At 42.8% G+C, this 16677-nt stretch carries 15 protein-coding genes; 9 read left to right on the top strand and 6 right to left on the bottom strand.

Annotation, left to right across the window (positions count from 1 at the left end; all coding sequences use genetic code 11):
* Positions 1 to 10 precede the first annotated feature (10 nt).
* From AB669_RS06040 to AB669_RS06020, 5 genes are all read left to right on the top strand, one after another.
* The gene (locus AB669_RS06040) at positions 11 to 1138 is read left to right on the top strand and encodes a FecR family protein (protein ID WP_047798385.1); all 1128 of its coding nucleotides are present in this window, start codon (positions 11 to 13) and stop codon (positions 1136 to 1138) included.
* A 114-nt stretch (positions 1139 to 1252) separates the two neighbouring features.
* A complete protein-coding gene (locus AB669_RS06035) occupies positions 1253 to 4885 on the top strand; it encodes a SusC/RagA family TonB-linked outer membrane protein (RefSeq protein ID WP_047798384.1) in 3633 nt (1210 codons plus the stop codon).
* Positions 4886 to 4891: 6 nt separating this feature from the next.
* Positions 4892 to 6361, top strand: a complete 1470-nt coding sequence (locus AB669_RS06030; RefSeq protein ID WP_197082363.1) for a RagB/SusD family nutrient uptake outer membrane protein — start codon at positions 4892 to 4894, stop codon at positions 6359 to 6361.
* 9 nt (positions 6362 to 6370) lie between these two features.
* Entirely contained in the window at positions 6371 to 7543 is a 1173-nt protein-coding gene (locus AB669_RS06025) for a DUF4369 domain-containing protein (RefSeq protein WP_047798382.1), read from the top strand.
* 2 nt (positions 7544 to 7545) lie between these two features.
* Positions 7546 to 8106, top strand: coding sequence for a TlpA disulfide reductase family protein (locus AB669_RS06020; protein WP_047798381.1), 561 nt, complete (start codon positions 7546 to 7548; stop codon positions 8104 to 8106).
* 83 nt (positions 8107 to 8189) lie between these two features.
* On the opposite strand, the gene AB669_RS06015 is transcribed toward AB669_RS06020, so the two are convergent.
* Positions 8190 to 8516: a hypothetical protein gene (locus AB669_RS06015; protein ID WP_047798380.1), complete on the bottom strand. Its 327-nt coding sequence runs from the start codon at positions 8514 to 8516 to the stop codon at positions 8190 to 8192.
* 219 nt (positions 8517 to 8735) lie between these two features.
* Between AB669_RS06015 and glgX the strand changes: the two genes are divergently transcribed.
* Positions 8736 to 10850 carry a glycogen debranching protein GlgX gene (glgX, locus tag AB669_RS06010; RefSeq protein WP_047798379.1) on the top strand — a complete coding sequence of 705 codons (2115 nt, stop codon included), beginning with the start codon at positions 8736 to 8738 and terminating at the stop codon, positions 10848 to 10850.
* A 91-nt stretch (positions 10851 to 10941) separates the two neighbouring features.
* Positions 10942 to 11472 carry a hypothetical protein gene (locus AB669_RS22320; RefSeq protein WP_047798378.1) on the top strand — a complete coding sequence of 177 codons (531 nt, stop codon included), beginning with the start codon at positions 10942 to 10944 and terminating at the stop codon, positions 11470 to 11472.
* Positions 11473 to 11569: 97 nt separating this feature from the next.
* Here AB669_RS22320 and AB669_RS06000 read toward each other — a convergent pair whose 3' ends face one another.
* Positions 11570 to 12004: an Hsp20/alpha crystallin family protein gene (locus AB669_RS06000; protein WP_047798377.1), complete on the bottom strand. Its 435-nt coding sequence runs from the start codon at positions 12002 to 12004 to the stop codon at positions 11570 to 11572.
* Between the two features lie 378 nt (positions 12005 to 12382).
* Here AB669_RS06000 and AB669_RS05995 point away from each other — a divergent pair, with 378 nt between their 5' ends.
* Positions 12383 to 12562, top strand: coding sequence for a hypothetical protein (locus tag AB669_RS05995; protein ID WP_047798376.1), 180 nt, complete (start codon positions 12383 to 12385; stop codon positions 12560 to 12562).
* Between the two features lie 37 nt (positions 12563 to 12599).
* Here AB669_RS05995 and AB669_RS05990 read toward each other — a convergent pair whose 3' ends face one another.
* The 3 genes from AB669_RS05990 to AB669_RS05980 all read right to left on the bottom strand — a co-directional run bounded on the left by AB669_RS05990 (position 12600) and on the right by AB669_RS05980 (position 14972).
* Entirely contained in the window at positions 12600 to 13115 is a 516-nt protein-coding gene (locus tag AB669_RS05990; protein ID WP_047798375.1) for a sigma-70 family RNA polymerase sigma factor, read from the bottom strand.
* A gap of 37 nt (positions 13116 to 13152) precedes the next feature.
* Complete coding sequence (locus tag AB669_RS05985; protein ID WP_047798374.1) at positions 13153 to 13497, bottom strand: hypothetical protein; 345 nt, start codon at positions 13495 to 13497, stop codon at positions 13153 to 13155.
* Between the two features lie 428 nt (positions 13498 to 13925).
* Positions 13926 to 14972, bottom strand: a complete 1047-nt coding sequence (locus AB669_RS05980) for an SDR family oxidoreductase (RefSeq protein WP_047798373.1) — start codon at positions 14970 to 14972, stop codon at positions 13926 to 13928.
* Positions 14973 to 15055: 83 nt separating this feature from the next.
* Here AB669_RS05980 and AB669_RS05975 point away from each other — a divergent pair, with 83 nt between their 5' ends.
* A complete protein-coding gene (locus AB669_RS05975; RefSeq protein ID WP_047798372.1) occupies positions 15056 to 15841 on the top strand; it encodes an AraC family transcriptional regulator in 786 nt (261 codons plus the stop codon).
* Here the strand turns inward: AB669_RS05975 and AB669_RS05970 are convergent.
* A complete protein-coding gene (locus AB669_RS05970) occupies positions 15824 to 16048 on the bottom strand; it encodes a response regulator transcription factor (RefSeq protein ID WP_047798371.1) in 225 nt (74 codons plus the stop codon). The genes AB669_RS05975 and AB669_RS05970 overlap by 18 nt on opposite strands.
* Positions 16049 to 16677 lie beyond the last annotated feature (629 nt).

Raw genomic sequence — 16677 nt, 5'->3', positions numbered from 1 at the left:
CCATCGGAGAATGCAGAAACGCGAAGCTGAAGAATTATTTGAAAAGTTTAAAAATGGAAGCTGTAATGCATCCGAAATGGAAGCTATTCGCTATTGGCTCCACTACTACCGCTCCGAAATGGCCGGGAACTATTCATCAGACGATCTTGAAAAGATTTCAGTAGAGATATGGAGTAAGGTAGAGCCTTTATTAATTGACCGTAAACCCCGGGTGATTTCCCTGAAAGCAAAAATTGCTGCCGCTGCCGCAATCATACTATTGGCGTTAGGTGGGCTTTATGTGATTCAGAAAAAAGCAACCAATACAGGTCAGATGGCTAGCATATATAAAAATGATATTAATCCCGGAGGGGATAAGGCCTATTTAACGCTCGCCGATGGGAAAAAGATTAGTCTGGATCATTTACAACAACGCGATATTGCCCAGCCTGGCGTCGAAATATCAAAATTGGCAGACGGAATGGTGGTTTACAAAGTTTCTGCTGGTCGGGAGGCCACAGATGCAACCAACACCCTTGAAACACCAAATGGCGGGAAGTTTTCGATTATTCTTCCTGATGGGACAAAAGCCTGGCTTAACGCAGGCTCTAGCCTAACTTACCCACTCTCATTCAGGAACAAAAAAGAACGTAGAGTAACATTATCAGGGGAGGGATATTTCGAAGTGGCACACGATAAGGCGCACCCGTTTCTGGTGAATTCTCAAAGGCAAACCGTTCAGGTACTGGGAACACGTTTCAATATACAGTCCTATGCTAATGAAAAGTACATCAGGACAACCCTATTATCGGGTTCGGTACGCATCTCTGGCAATACAACAGTTGCTAAAATACTTAAACCTGGAGAACAGGCAGATTTCGACACAAATGGAATTAAGGTTTCTCAGGCAGATATGGAGCAGGCAAATGCCTGGATAAATGATGATTTTGTATTTAACGGCGAAGACCTGCACACGGTAATGAGACAGGTAGCAAGGTGGTATGATGTGGAGGTAGTGTATGATGGAGAAAAGGATAATGCAGCATTTTACAGTACCATTTCGAGAAAGAAAAAGCTTTCTGAAATATTGAAAGCGCTAACCATGAATCAGGGTGTACACTTTAAACTGGAAGGAAGGAGGGTAACTGTTATGCCTTAAAGGGAAATTCCTGTGCTGGTAAAAAAGCGGGAGCGTTGGAGGCGCCCCCGGTTAAAGGCCGGTACAGATGAATAATTGTTCAAACACTATTATCAACTAAAACCAACCAAACAAATGTATAAAAAATACCATGGAAATGGGTATGATCCAACTAATCATGTCCATCAGTCAGGTTCCTTATTTCAAAAGATCCGTCATGATGTAGGCGTAGTGCCGGGATCTTTTTCTTTTTGGCTATATTGTTTATTGTTCATTTTTCTGCTGTTTCCGACACGGTCTTTTGCGCAGAACGAGCGTGTAAGCTTGGCAAAAAAAGACGCCCCCCTCACAGAGGTACTAAGGGATATCCGCAAGCAGACTGGATTTGATTTTGTGATTAACCGTGAGCAGGTAGCGCGCTCGAAACGGGTAAACATTCAGATTAAAGATGCCGGTTTAAAAACGGTTCTGGATGAATGTTTTCGCGGTCAGCCTTTCGACTATAGCATAGAAAACAGGATTATCGTAGTAATTAACCGGATTAAAACAGAAAATAAAGCCTTTTTAATTAACCTTAAAGTCCGGGTACAGGATCAAAAAGGCGGGGTATTGCCTAGCGCCAGCGTAACCTCAAAAGAGGCAGGCCTGATGGGATTTACCGATACGAACGGTGAGTTCGTGTTTTCAAGGATTCCGCGCGATGCAAATGTTGTAGTTTCCTATGTCGGTTACAAATCTGACACACTTACGGTTAAATCAGCATCCGAGATTGTAGTCATGCTAAGTCAGCAAATCAATACGATAGATGAGGTGTCCGTTGTTTCTACCGGTTACCAGACCCTTTCCCGTGAGCGGGCAACCGGATCTTTTGGCAAGCCAGACATGCAAATCTATCAAAACAGGGTAGCTACGCAAGACCTGGTTTCCAGGCTGGATGGGTTAGTTGCCGGAGTAACGGTAATTGCCGGTCCGAAAGGTGTGACAGGAAACAGACAGTTTGGAGGTGGAAATACGCAACAAAGTATCATCAGGGGTAGATCGACTGTTCAGGCAAATTTCGATCCACTTTACGTTGTAAATGGCGTGCCAGTGACCGACCTGTCGGTGATCAATCCGGATGACGTGCAGGATATTTCGGTATTGAAAGATGCCTCCGCAGCTTCTATCTGGGGCGTAAGGGCTTCAAATGGTGTAATTGTAATTACGACTAAGAAGGGTTCTGCGGGCACACCCATAAAAATCAGCTATTCAGGCAACATATCGCTGTTCGGTAAACCGGATCTTGATTATGTTCCAATGATGAACAGTGCTCAATACATACAAACGGCAGGGGAGCTGTTTAATCCCGCTGCGTTTCCATATGCAGCCATTGGCACCTCGGTAATCGCACCACACGAACAAATCCTCTATAACCAGAACCGGGGTTTGATCACTGCGGCTCAGGCACAGCGCAGTCTGGATAGTCTGAGCAATATTAACAACAAAGATCAGATACGGGATTTGTTGTTTCGGAATGCTTTCACCACCAACCATACGCTTTCTGCCTCGGGCGGCACATCAGCCTACAATTTCTATGCTTCCGGTTCTTATACCAACACCACAAGTAGCCATCCGGGAGATCAGAATGGCGCATATCGGTTAAACATCAATCAGACTTTCATCCCCATCAGCAGACTTCGGATCAGTCTGAATACAGCATTAAACAATACTATAACCAGTAGCGACAAGAGCATCGTTATCGGAAGCAGTTTTATTCCTTATCAGCTGTTTCAAAATGATGCAGGAAACAACCTTCAAATGAATTATGTTCAGGGACTTTCACCAGAGGTAAGAAAAGATTACCAGACCAGAAGCCGGATCAATCTGGATTACTCGCCTTTGGACGAAGTTAGTATGGGATTTATTAAGGGAAATGCCCTATCAGTGAACCTCACCGGGAATGTGAACTTAAAAATATGGAGAGGACTTAGCTTTGACGGTACATACAGTTATCAGAAAGCTCCCTCCGCAAGCCAGCTTTATAATGATAGTAAAACCTACGAACTCAGAAGGGAGCTGCTGGGCTTCACTGTTGCAAGGACTGCCAACGATGTTCCCGTATACTATTTACCTACATCTGGAGGAACCTATAAAACAGTAAATATTGATCAGCGAAATTATACGCTAAGAAACCAGCTGATTTATACAATGGCGCTGAGGGATGGAAGGGACAGGATTAATGTTCAGATCGGCCATGAAGCCCTCGAGCAGCTTGCTACCAACAGAACAACTATTGCCCGGGGGTATGATCTTGATCTGTTGACTTCCGGGAGCGTAAATTATTTAGCCCTGAGCCAGGGAATTTTCGGGGCAGTATCATCTTTCAGAAGTACGTTTAACGAAAAACCATTCGAGACGTTTGAGCAACTTAACCGGAATGAATCCTTTTTCGGATTGTTTAATTACACCCTGAACGAAAAGTACATGCTGGATGCCAGTATCAGGAGGGATTACAGCAATCTGTTTGGTTCCGAAAAAGGCAAGCAACGTAAACCGACCTTCAGCGTTGGCACGAAATGGCTGATCAGTAAGGAAAGCTTCATTGAGAAGAGTACCTGGATCAATAATCTGGCACTTCGCACCACGTACGGGATTACTGGCAATTCGCCATTCATCGGTGCCGGTTCATCAAGAGATGTGATTCAGATTGGCCGTAACAATGTAACTGGTGACTATTACTCGCTTATAGGCCTGGCAAATAACCAGCTTACCTTTGAAAAAACTGCGACGGTTAATATCGGGGTTGATTTTAGTGTGCTGCAAAATGCGATTAGCGGAAGTATTGATTTGTATAATAAGAAAACCACCGATATTCTTGGGCAGGTAGATCTTAATCCGGTTAACGGCGCATCTATTATTCGCGGTAACCTTGGAAACATGAACAACCGCGGATTGGAAGTTACCTTGAATTCGAGAAATTTGCAGCTTAAAGATTTTAGCTGGACTACGGGATTAACCTTCAGTTTGAATAGAAATCGCCTGCTGAATTATTCAACTCCCCAGCCTACTCAGCTTACAACCAATGGTAGAATCAATAGCAATTATGTGGTTGGCTACGGAATACAACCCTTGTTTGCCTACGAGTTTGCCGGACTGGATGCACTTGGCGATCCGCAAATCCGTTTGGCAAATGGAACCATAACCAAGGATCCTGATGTTGCTACGGCCGACGATCTGATTTATATGGGTACCACTATTCCAAAATTTAATGGCGGATTGAGTAATACTTTCCGATACAAGAACCTTTCACTTACCGCAAACATGATCTATAATTTCGGCAACGTGATGAGACGGGATGTTAACCGTTATTTTTATGGACGCATCGATTACGGCACTGGTAGTTTTGGCGGAAACCTGAGTCCGGAGTTTCTGGATAGATGGAAAAAACCAGGGGATGAACTGCTGACCAATATCCCCTCGTATGTGGCTAGTGCAGGCGTAAATGTGAGCAGGAGAAATATTGATTATTACACCTATGCTGATATCAATGTGGTGAGCGCGTCTTATATCAAACTCAGAGACGTTACGCTGAATTATATAGTGGGACCAAGATTATTGAACCGCCTGCACGTTGCATCTTTATCGCTTTTTGCACAGACCGGAAACTTCATGATCTGGAAAGCAAATGAGTTCGGCATAGATCCTGAATACCAATCGTTCAATCAGGGAGGAAGAAATATGCCTGCCTTTAAGCACAGTTTCAGTTTCGGTGCAAATCTTACCTTTTAATTTACAATGATGAAAATATACCAATATTTCTATTTCTTCCTGTTGCTGATCTTGATAGCAGGGTGTAAAAAATCCTTTCTTGAGGTAGTTCCCAAAGGCCTGTTAGTGGCCCGCACAACCGACGATTATGAGAAGATCATGAATGCTCCGGATCTTTATCTTTACTCTTTTGCAGGTGGCTGGCAATCGATGGTACTTATGGGCGACGATGTAGCTGCAGAAGGCAGTTACTTTTCATCAGCTTCACCAATGAGCCAGAATGCATTCAATTACAAGGCAGACATATTCAGGGTAAAGGATAATACCTTCGATTTTAAGGTTTACAGCAGCAACCTGTATACGGTAAACAAGGTGATAAACGAGATCGGGGAATCTACCGGGGGTAGCACCGAACAGAAGATGGCATTGAAAGCAGAAGCGCAGGCTAACCGGGCATGGATATATTTCCAGCTCATTAACATTTATGCTAAGCCATATAACGCTGCAACCGCATCGCAGGATTTAGGTTTTCCTATTATCCGGGACGCGGACATCAATTTGAGTGGACATGTTAGAAATAGTGTGGACGAGGTTTATGCGTTTATCATTCAGGACCTCAACGACGCCATCAGTACCTTGCCCCTTAATAATAAATTTGCCCAGCGGTTTTCAAAGCCCGCCGCGGAAGGAATGCTGGCTAAGGTTTATCTCTACATGGGCAGAAATGCGGAGGCACTAACGATGTTTAATGCCTCAATAGCGGATGTTGCCGCGCAAACCAAACCTGCCAGACTTTACGATTATAATGTAGAATTTGCTTCGGGCGGGAAGTTTGATCCGATTGGCTACAATGGCCCGAATAACTCGCCGGGGATAAACTATGACGACGTAACCGAATCAGTGCTCGCGAAAACATTTTACAATGGGCCTTACAGCGGAAACGAGTTTGGCAATGATTTTCTTGTGCTTTCACCCAAGGCACAGGCTCTTTTTGCGCAGGGTGATTTAAGGCTGAACTTTTATGGCGCTTATTTCCCGTATTCAACACCGAATCCTTCGGGCAGGCTATCCAAGTATTCAGTTAATTATTCAAAATTTGGATTGCAACTGGCTGATTTATACTTGCTGAGGGCAGAAGCAAATGCGAGGTTAAATAATCTTGTGGCCGCAGTTTCTGATCTGGAGCTGCTGCGCAGAATCCGTATGCCTGTAAATGTTGCCGCTGTTCCAGCTCAGGCTGCTTCCAGCAAAGAATCACTGATCAGGTTTATCTTCCAGGAGCGTATAAGGGAGTTTGCAATGGAAGGATACCGGTGGTTTGATATGCGACGCTGCTCTCTCGATCCGGTTTTCTCGGGTGAGACATTCTCTCATATCATTTATAATGACGAGACCTTCACCAATATTACCAGTTTTAATCTGCCCCAAGACAGGCTTACGCTTCGGCTACCGCCAATCGTAATGAATGCCAATCCGGGCTTTACCAATAACCCTTAAATAATAATCATGAATATTTTAAAAAGCAATATACGCTTAACCCTTACCTTTGGTTTGCTCCTGGTTTCAGCAGCAGCCTTTTCACAGAACGAATTCACCATCAAGGGCCAGCTTTCGCCGGAAATTAATGGTAAGAAGATTTTGCTGACGTACAAAAACAATGGCGTAAGTGTAGAAGATTCTACTATGGCCGAAATGGGGAAATTTACTTTCAAAGGCCTGATTGGAGATCCGGCTTATGCGAGGATCAGTGTAAATCCACCTGCCATGACGACTATGCAAAATATAAAGAGTCTTGATGTACGCGACTTCTTTATCGATGCCGGAGAGATTGTGATTACGAGCTCTGCCGGGGCAAAAACGGCTACGGTTAAAGGCGGAAAAACTCAGGCCGATTATCAGAGAAGATTTGACCTTTACAAGCCGGTGCAGGCCCGTGTAGATTCACTAAATAATTTGATTGCGGTTTATAAGGAGAGTGGCAATACTAAAGCAATGGATGCTGCCCGGCTGGAGATGAATGCAGAGTTCGCCAAAACTGCAAAAATCGACAGCAATTTCATCAGGGAAAACCCGGGAAGCTTTCTGTCGCTTGATATCTGGAGATCGAAACACCGCGGAACCCTTCGTTCCAACTTTGCGCCTGAGTTCCAAAAATTCAGCCCTGCGGTTAGAAATACCTTTGCCGGTAAAGAGATACAGGCGAAGTTTGATTTAGCGAAAAAACTTGCTCCTGGGCAACTTGCCCCTGATTTCAAATTGAAGGATACTGCTGGCAGGGAAGTTTCGCTATCCTCACTTCGGGGAAAGAATGTATTCGTTTGTTTCTATACACCGGATTTTATGAACTATGATGCCTTTACTTTTAACCTTGGGCGGATTAACAGGGCTTTAAAGGATAAAAATACGGTGATGGTAACGGTTTATTATAGTTATGCCAACAGGCAGGATTCATACTGGATGGAAACAATAAAAAGATCCAACTTTAGCTGGCTAAACCTGAATGATATTGGCGGCGTGAACGACGCGGGAAGTGTGAGTCCGACGGCAAAAGCTTATGGATTAACCTACTATACGTTGCCTAGTGCACTTCTTATTGGTGCGGATGGTAAGATACTGGCAAGCCAGCTTAAATTAAACGATATCGGTCTTGGTCAGGAACTTGCACAGTTAATCAAATAAAAATGAAAAGAAAAGTAATATTAGTAATGGCGTTTATGGCATTTGCTATCATGAGTATGTATGCCCAAACTCCCAAACGGGAATTTCTTGATGTTGGAGACTCTATCAATACCTATCCGAAGGTGGAATGGATTAAGGGGAACGCCGTAAGTAAGTTTGATCCATCCAAAATATACATTATAGATCTTTGGGCCACATGGTGTAAGCCCTGTATTGCCGCTATGCCCCATTTCAACGCCATAGCATCAAAATTTAAAAACCGGGGAGTAGTGTTTATTGCGCAAGACGTGATGGAAGACGACCGGCCAAAAGTATTGGATTTTGTTAAAGCCAATGATAAAATGATGAGTTTTGACGTTGCCTTTGGCGGAGGAAAAGGAAGTGACTTTGAACAGGAATGGATTAAGCCGGCAGGCGTGAATGCTATACCCCAAACCTTCGTGATCAAGGGAAACAAGTTGCTTTGGCAAACCTCGCCGGATATGATTACTGAACCGGTTATTGAAATGCTGATCAAAGGTGATTTCAGTATCGAAAAAGCGAAAAAATTAAGCGCAAATTAAAATATCTCCTGATGCCTGCTGCTGGTAACTGATCGGGTTGTCAGTAGCATGCTCAGGTAAAGTTAGACTAGGTTGTGAAAGTTTTAAAAACTTTTATTCAGGTCATACCCAGTACTGTCGTTCCTAGCCTCCTCCCGGTAATCTTCCAGAAATCTGGCCACATCTGCCGGTGGAGACATTTTGGCCAGAATGCTTTTCAGTTTCGTATCGTCTTTAAGGATTTTGTGAAAATTGTCATCCCAGTTCATTATCGCTTCAGATATGGAAAGACCAGACCCGAAAATTCCATTTTGTGGAGTTTCTCCGTAGAGCACACAGTAAATATCATCTTGTTTGTAAACCTGCGGTTTAAGTCTGGCTGCCAGGCCTTTCAGGGGCGTTTTGATTAATAATTCTGGTGGAATGATCATATATTCAAGGATTGGTCTCAAAAACATGTAGTGAGTCAATATTAGCATAAACTGCAGTTAGGGTCCAAATGTTTCAAACCTAAGTATTTATATAAGTCACCACCCGTATTAAACCGGTATCAAATACCCGAAATACATGCACCTGTCACTTATAGACGGTTTTTCAAAACTTCAGCTTGTGTGCGTATGTTCAATGATAAACCCTACAACTAAACGAACATGCAAACATGGAAACAATTACCTGGCCGGGCTTTCCCGTTAGGTCCTACATGGGACAAACGAGGTACTAATTTCGCGCTGTTTGCCAAAAACGCTGAGCGGGTAGAATTGTGCTTTTTTGACCAGGATGAAAACGAAATTTCCAGATATGAACTAACGGAGCGCGAACATGATATTTTTCATACCTACCTGGAGGGTGTAGGCCCTGGGCAAAAATATGGATACAGGGTTTATGGCCCCTATATTCCCGAAGATGGCCTGCGCTTTAATTCGAATAAACTGCTGATTGATCCTTATGCGAAAGCCATATCAGGTGATATCACCTGGGATGATGCTTTGTTTGGTTATGAAATTTCCTCGCCCCTGGGCGACTTAAGTTTTTCGGATCAGGATAGTGCCCCATTTATACCCAAGTCGGTAGTGGTTGATCAGTACTTCGACTGGCAGGATGACGTTTCACCTGAAATCCCGTTTAACCAAACGGTGATTTACGAATTGCACGTGAGGGGATTTACGCAGTTAAATGTCCGGATTCCGGAAGAACTGCGCGGTACCTATGCCGGATTAGCGCATCCGGAGTGCATCAAATACCTCAAATCTTTGGGAGTAACAACGATTGAACTAATGCCTGTGCACCATTTCGTATCCGACAGGCACCTGATCGAGCGGGGACTTCAAAATTACTGGGGTTACAATACCATCGGTTTTTTTGCGCCAGATTCGAGGTATGCTGCTACAGGAAAAAATGGGGAACAACTGCAGGAATTCAAGGAAATGGTGAGGGCCTTCCACGCCAATGGAATCGAAGTGATTCTTGATGTAGTATATAACCATACGGCTGAAGGAAACCACAATGGCCCAACGCTTTCATTTAAAGGTATTGATAACCAGACCTATTACCGGCTGGAAGAAAATGAGCCACGTTACTACACAGATTATACAGGCACTGGGAACACCCTCAATAGCCGGATGCCTGCTGTACTCCGTTTTATTATGGATAGTTTACGTTATTGGGTGCAGGAAGTACATATCGACGGTTTTCGCTTTGATCTGGCATCTACACTCGCCCGTGGTTTACATGAGGTAGATCGCCTGGGCGCATTTTTCGATATTATTCATCAGGACCCGGTTATCTCGCAGGTAAAGCTCATTGCAGAGCCATGGGATGTGGGTGAGGGTGGTTATCAGGTTGGAAAATTTCCTGCCGAATGGGCAGAATGGAATGGTAAATACAGAGATCTGATTCGCAGGGTGTGGAAAGGGGAGGAGGGATTGATGGGCGAATTTGCCCAGCGCATACTGGGTAGCCCGGATTTGTACATGAAAGATTACCGGAGGCCAACGGCCAGCATCAATTTTATTACTGCCCACGATGGTTTTACACTCCATGACCTGGTTACTTATAATGAAAAATGTAATGAAGCAAATGGTGATGACAATGAGGACGGTGAGGCTCACAACCACTCCTGGAACTGTGGTGCTGAAGGGGAAACGGCCATAGAAGAAGTAAATCAACTAAGGGCTAAACAAAAACGAAATTACCTGATGACACTCTTCCTGTCACAAGGTATTCCAATGATTGTAGCGGGAGACGAACTGGGCAGGACACAGCATGGTAACAATAATGCTTATTGCCAAAACAGTGCGCTATCCTGGATCAATTGGGAAAAAGCTGATGCCGGGCTACAAAATTTTACAGCGCAGCTGATCCAGCTTCGGAAAAATCATCCCAGTTTGAGTAGGAAAGAGTGGATCCTCGGCAATACGATTGAGGCAGACGGCCTGCTGGATATCGGATGGTTCAATGTAGACGGCACTCAAATGCAACACCACGACTGGGAGCGTATTGCCCCTGTGCGTATTGGTGTGTTTTTACATGGGGAAGGTATAGTAAGTACAGATGTTAAGGGAAATGGAATTTTGGATGCTCATTTCTTCATCATCTTTAATGCGGGCGCTGATGATATAGCCTTTAAACTTCCGGAAGGGGGCTATCCGGAAAAATGGAGTGTTGCGATCAGCACCGGAACTTTACAAGCAGGAATGACAAACCTTTCAGCAGGCCAAATGGTAGACATTGAAGGTAGAAGTGTCACAGTATTTCGGGCAAGTTAACCTAATGGCGATAGATTGATATTAAAAGTAGTAACCGGGTATGGTACCTGGTGTTCGAGATAATATATGGATAACCTTAAAAATTTATAATATGGAAAGTCAAAATGAAAAAAATAAAAACCTTGGGGATGCCCAAGCGGACAATACGGTAGAGCGAACCAATATGCCCGACAACCAGGTTCCAAGATTTAGGAGTAACGAAAATTCTCAGGAGAATCGCGTAAAAAGCGAGGCCGGCTTTTTGAGTCGCGAAGTAGGAGAGGGGGATTTTGGATCAGAAGAAGCCCGAGCTGACTGGGAAAAAGGAAACGAAGGTGAAGCTGGAAACATGCCGAATTCAGTATCCAAAGAAGCTTTGGAAGCAAAAGAAAAGTTCCCGTCAAAACTTCAGTCGATATTCCATGGGATCACCGGAACCAATTGGAGAACCACTGAAACGCTTGAGATTATACTTGAAGGCGATGTTGATGTTGAAAACTTTACAAATGATTTGAAGAGTAAGGTAACCGAATTGGTAGATTTTACTGAGCACATTGATTTAGTGATAAAGAATGAAGTCAGTTCATATTTTCAGATTATTGAGATTAATAAACATTCTACTTCAGAAAATGAAGCTGTATAAGCTGACTTGGAAATTCAACAGCACTTGTTCAAATCGACCTGATCTGTTGTAAAAGTAATTAAACAAAAAATGCCGCTCTTCGCGGCATTTTAAATAATTATTGAATTTCGATCTGGCGTGTGACCATTTTTGCTTCCTCTTTTTTTGGAATGGTAAGCATTAGAATTCCATCGTTATAACTCGCCTGTATTCCATCCACATTGGCACTTTCAGGTAATGTGAACGCCCGGGTGAAGGAATGAAAGCTGAATTCCCTTTTGTTGTAAGTTCTATCTGATGATTGACTTTCTTGCTGTGTCGAAATTGTTAATGTCTCCCGCTCTACTGAAACCTTGAAATCTTCCTTTTTCAGTCCTGGCGCAGCAAGTTCGATATGAAAAGATTCGGGGGTTTCTGAAATATTGACCGCAGGTAATGTATTTAGCTTACGGTCTGCGAAAAAGCTATCGCTAAGTACAGATTCGAAAATGTCATTAAAGCCTGGCATTAATGCATTGTTTTTCTTCTCAGGATTAAATTTAACCAATGTCATAGTGTAATCTCCTTTTAAAATTTTTTAGTTAATAAATGGACTATAAATCAATTAATTCAAATGAACGCCAAACCGCGTTCTCCCTTATACATGAACAACTCAAATGCCAAACCATGATTTGTAATTTTATGTTATAAAATCCTGAAAAAATTTCAGTTTTTATGAAAAAAAATCAGCTCCAGACTGAAAAAATATCAGTTGTGTGTTGGCTAAACACAATGGGGATTTGGTTTAAAACAAGTTAGTACCCCCGAAAATTTTTTGCTTACAAATCTGTTGTAAAACTAAGTATAAGCCTCTGATAGGGATGAATACCTGAATATGAGCTCTACAAAACAAAGGCTTGCCTAATCAGCTTCTCATATTAAAACGGAAACTATGAAAACAAATCATGCTATTTATGTTGTGTTTACAGCATTTACCTTAATCGCGGCAGCCTGTACAAACTACAAACCGGTAAAGGAAGATTATTATAAGGATAATGAAGATACAATAAAAAAGGATTCCCTGAATCCCGGTAAGCGAGTGGACGTTAAAGACAGTATTCAGAAATACTAGTTCCGCTACCACAATTTGAACTGATTTTCCTTCAAAATTACTTTGCCCCTTCCCGGTATTTGTTAAGGTATTTTTTAAGCAAATGCCGGGCCTGGTGAATGTGCGTTTTTACGGTACCTAATGGTATATTCATTTGAACAGCAATTTCCTCGTATTTATACCCTTCGAAATATCGCTGAAAGGGGATGCGATAATTTTCCGGAATACTTTGCATTGCTTTTTCAATGTCATTCATCACGAATGTAGACTCACCGCTATTGGTTGATGCACTACTCATTAGATTGGCACTCGATATCTCATCATCCACCTGTATCACTTCTTGTCGCCTTTTTGCCTGTCGGTAACTGTTGATGTAAGTATTTTTCATGATGACGTATAACCATGCTTTGACGTTGGTTCCCTCGTCGAATTTATGACAAAAACGCACCCCTTTTAATAGTGTTTCCTGCACAAGGTCTTTGGCTTCATCGTCATCCTGGGTAAAACGAAGTGCGTTGGAATGTAAAGAGGTAGAGTAGCGGTCGGCAATTAAACTAAATTCGTGTTGATCCATTTTTACAAGGTTGATGTTATATTAACCAACAGATGAATCAGCTTAATGTTTGACCACTTTGGTTCCAGCTGATACTTACTTTCTGACTACCATTTACATCCATCTCAATCTGTTTATTTTTAACTGGTACTGAAAGAAATTGGGTGCCATTTAAAGCCATTTTAAAGCTTAAATCAGCCTGATATTCTTGGTGGAATACAATTTTTACCCGATAGGTCATGGCTTGGTGACTTAACATATTGAAAGTCACTTTTCCACTTTTTTTGCGCACTGTTCCAAACGGCCCGTCAACATAGATCATAAATGTTTCATCTGGAATTCTGATAAAGTGTCTTGGTAATATTCCAAAGGCATTCCCGGCGCCATAAACCTCTTGTCCCACTGCACCACTTTGCTCAATGCCATCATGGATGTCTTCTAATCAGGTAGCTGTTTCCTGCCACCCGCGACCAGCAACCTGGGTTTTCGATCAGATCTTTCAGTCCATTTTTTAGGATGTTTGGCCAGGGGCGATATTGGGTGTTGGGTTTGGGCAAGGAGATGTAAATGGTTGACAGCATGTTCAGGTAGTCAATCGCCTAACATTAAGATTGGATGTAATGTCCGAAGTGATAGTGGGATAAAAGGAAAAGTGTGCCAGATATATATAGTTGAGTTACGCTATGAACACCACCATTATTTCAGGTTAGAAAACGGCGCTGGAACCATTCTTATCATCAAATGATTTCCCTGTAGCAAACCGACAAGTAAGTTACTGACCGGAATGATGTTCAACAGATCATTTTGAAATCCTTTTAATACCGACTTTCATCAGGGAATAATTTTGTTTGCTTTCATTTCATCAAAATGACTATAAAACATCTTTTCTGTATCAATGAATTCATGAAAACCGAACCGACGTGCTTTGGTACCATCAGCAAAAAAATCATAATCCCACGAGAACACTGCATCTCCGAATGGCCATGAAGATAGCGCACCATATGTACTTTTCAGGCCATATTTTATGGACATTTCCGTCCACAGCAATTCCTTGTCTGCCATCACCGTCTGTAACGACATGTGGAGTGGGGGCGCAAATTGCAGACCAAAATATGCTGCTATTTTTGGCCAAAGTTCATTCCACCGAAACAGATCGCCATTGGAAATGTTAAAGGCCTGGTTGGCACATTGAATTTCGGTTGCTGCCCATACCGTTGCCTTGGCCAGCAGATCGGCATCGGTCATTTCCATGAGCTTATCATATGCTCCTGGTTTTCCTGGAAACCGCAGTGGAATTCGGAGCTCCTTTGAAATGGCTGCATAAACTGCAATCACTGAGATCAGGTTCATGGGATTGCCCAATGCGGTTCCGGCCACTACAGAAGGTCTGATTGCCGACCAGCTCCACTTTTTTCCCTGTTGTTTTCGTTCAAGGAATTCCTGCTGGTCTACGTTGAATTCGGGTGGCATATGTCCTGCGTCGGTTTCCTTCGCCGGGGTTTTAAAAGGCCCCAGGTGGGCACCATAAACTTTGTACCCCTGCATCAGGCTTATATGATGAAGGTTTGTTGCTACTGGTTCTATAGCCTCTACAACATTGATTAGCATGTCGAGATTTGGTTGTACAAGTTCTGCCCATGTCGGCATATCCTTGAATGCTGCATAAAATATATGGGTGACATGACTGAGGTTACTAAGTACGTTTTTACATTCCAGACTATCCAGCAGATCCACTCGAATGTAGCTTAATCTCTCTTGATCCTGACCTCCGCGACGCGACAGGCCAATAATGTTCCAGTTACCGAGCGTACGTAAATGTTTAATCAGGTTGGATGCAATTACCCCGTTTGCACCCACCACTAAGGCTGTGTTTTCCATTTCTAAATCTTTAGATACAAAGGTGTGGGATCTTGAAATTTAACCTGGGGTAAAAATCCGATACAAATCGGTACTTTTATGTCATGAAGCGATACAAGCAGTTTCAACCCATAGTGGTCTCAGACTTTGAGGTGGATACCTGGCCCCATCCCCTTCACCTTCATAACCATTATGAGTTTATCTTTATCATGAATGGGACGGGTATTCATATGATCAATGAATATAGGATTCCTTACCAGCCTGGTGATGTGTTCCTGGTTGGCCCCGAAGAAAGCCATCAGTTTAAAATTGAAAACGCAACTCGGTTTGTATATGTCAAGTTCACTGATATACATCTTCATTGTGCGTATTTTGTTTACGGTTTGCAAGCGCTGGAATATTTGGTGAAAAGCCGGGAAACACATCTATCCGGCTTTGAGCTTTGCTTAGAGGATAGGATAACCGTAAGACAAATTTTTGATGTAATACTATCTTTAAGAAAAGACCTGTTTCTGAATGAGCAACTGGTTTGGCAACAGGTGCTGGGACTCTCGGTTATACTTCAACGGAATATGCCCGGTTTAAAAACGAGCCCCAAACATACACGGGATATGCAGGCGCTGTTCTGTTATCTGCACAAGAATATATACACACCCGATAAACTACGTGCACACGCTATAGCTGCACATTTTAATACCACAAATGACTATATCGGTACTTATTTTAAGCGCAACAGTGGCACAACATTAAGGGAATATATCAGAACTTACCGAACTACGCTAATTAAAAATCGAATGCTGAAAGGGAATCATGGTTTAAAGCAGATTGCCGCTGAATTTGGACTGATAGATGAAAGTCACGTACGTAAAGTATTAAAGGTTAAAAAATAGATTCCCATACAACCCGTGAGATGCAAGTCTGATGTCGGCCAGAATGATATCTGGTTTCAAATCAGGTATTTCCTTCGATGCATTTGCAATGTCGGCCGAATGGCCTACTATCCGCAGAGAATCGAGTTTCTGCAGCATTTGTAACATGTGCTGTAAGATCAGTGCTTCATCTTCGAGCACGTAAAGTTTCATTTCGGTTTTAATCATGTACCATGGGAATGAATAACTGAACTTCTACACCTTTCTCCTGATTTATTTTTCTATCGGTAACCTCAAAAAAGCATGCTGACAATCCACCTTGAACAGTGCCTTAAGCCGTTCCTTTAATATCACTTGTGCCAGGGAGGTTTTTCCGACGGAGAAAGAGTTTTATCGGCAATACCACTGCCATTGTCCTTAATCAGAATGAGCAGCTACCCGTTCTTTAAACCAAAATCAATTGTTAAAAGTCCGTCATACTGAAGATTTCGAAACCCGTGTTCAATGGCGTTTTCTACAAATGGCGAAGGAGCATTGGTGGAATTAAAGCGCTCTCTGCATCCAGTTCATCAGATATGGTAATCTCAACGTGACATAGAATCCACAGGAATACCAGTGTTATTTAACAGTATATTGAGCAGAATCTTTTTCAGCCAGAGCGTTATTTTAACAGGCGATTGATGCGGGATTGACAGGGGAGTAGTAGGGGGTTAGTAGGGGCAATTCCCTGTTAACCCCTGGTAAAGGCCCTGTAAGTGCCCTGCTAATCAAGGGTTGAATCTCCGCTCCGTTAAGCGCAAAAGTGGTGCAAAATCGATCAGATTTGTCCGTCAAATTGGCAGGCAATAGAATTCTAT

Source organism: Pedobacter sp. BMA, assembly GCF_001027745.1.
Lineage (GTDB): Bacteria > Bacteroidota > Bacteroidia > Sphingobacteriales > Sphingobacteriaceae > Pedobacter.
This window is presented reverse-complemented; position numbering and strand designations above follow the sequence as displayed.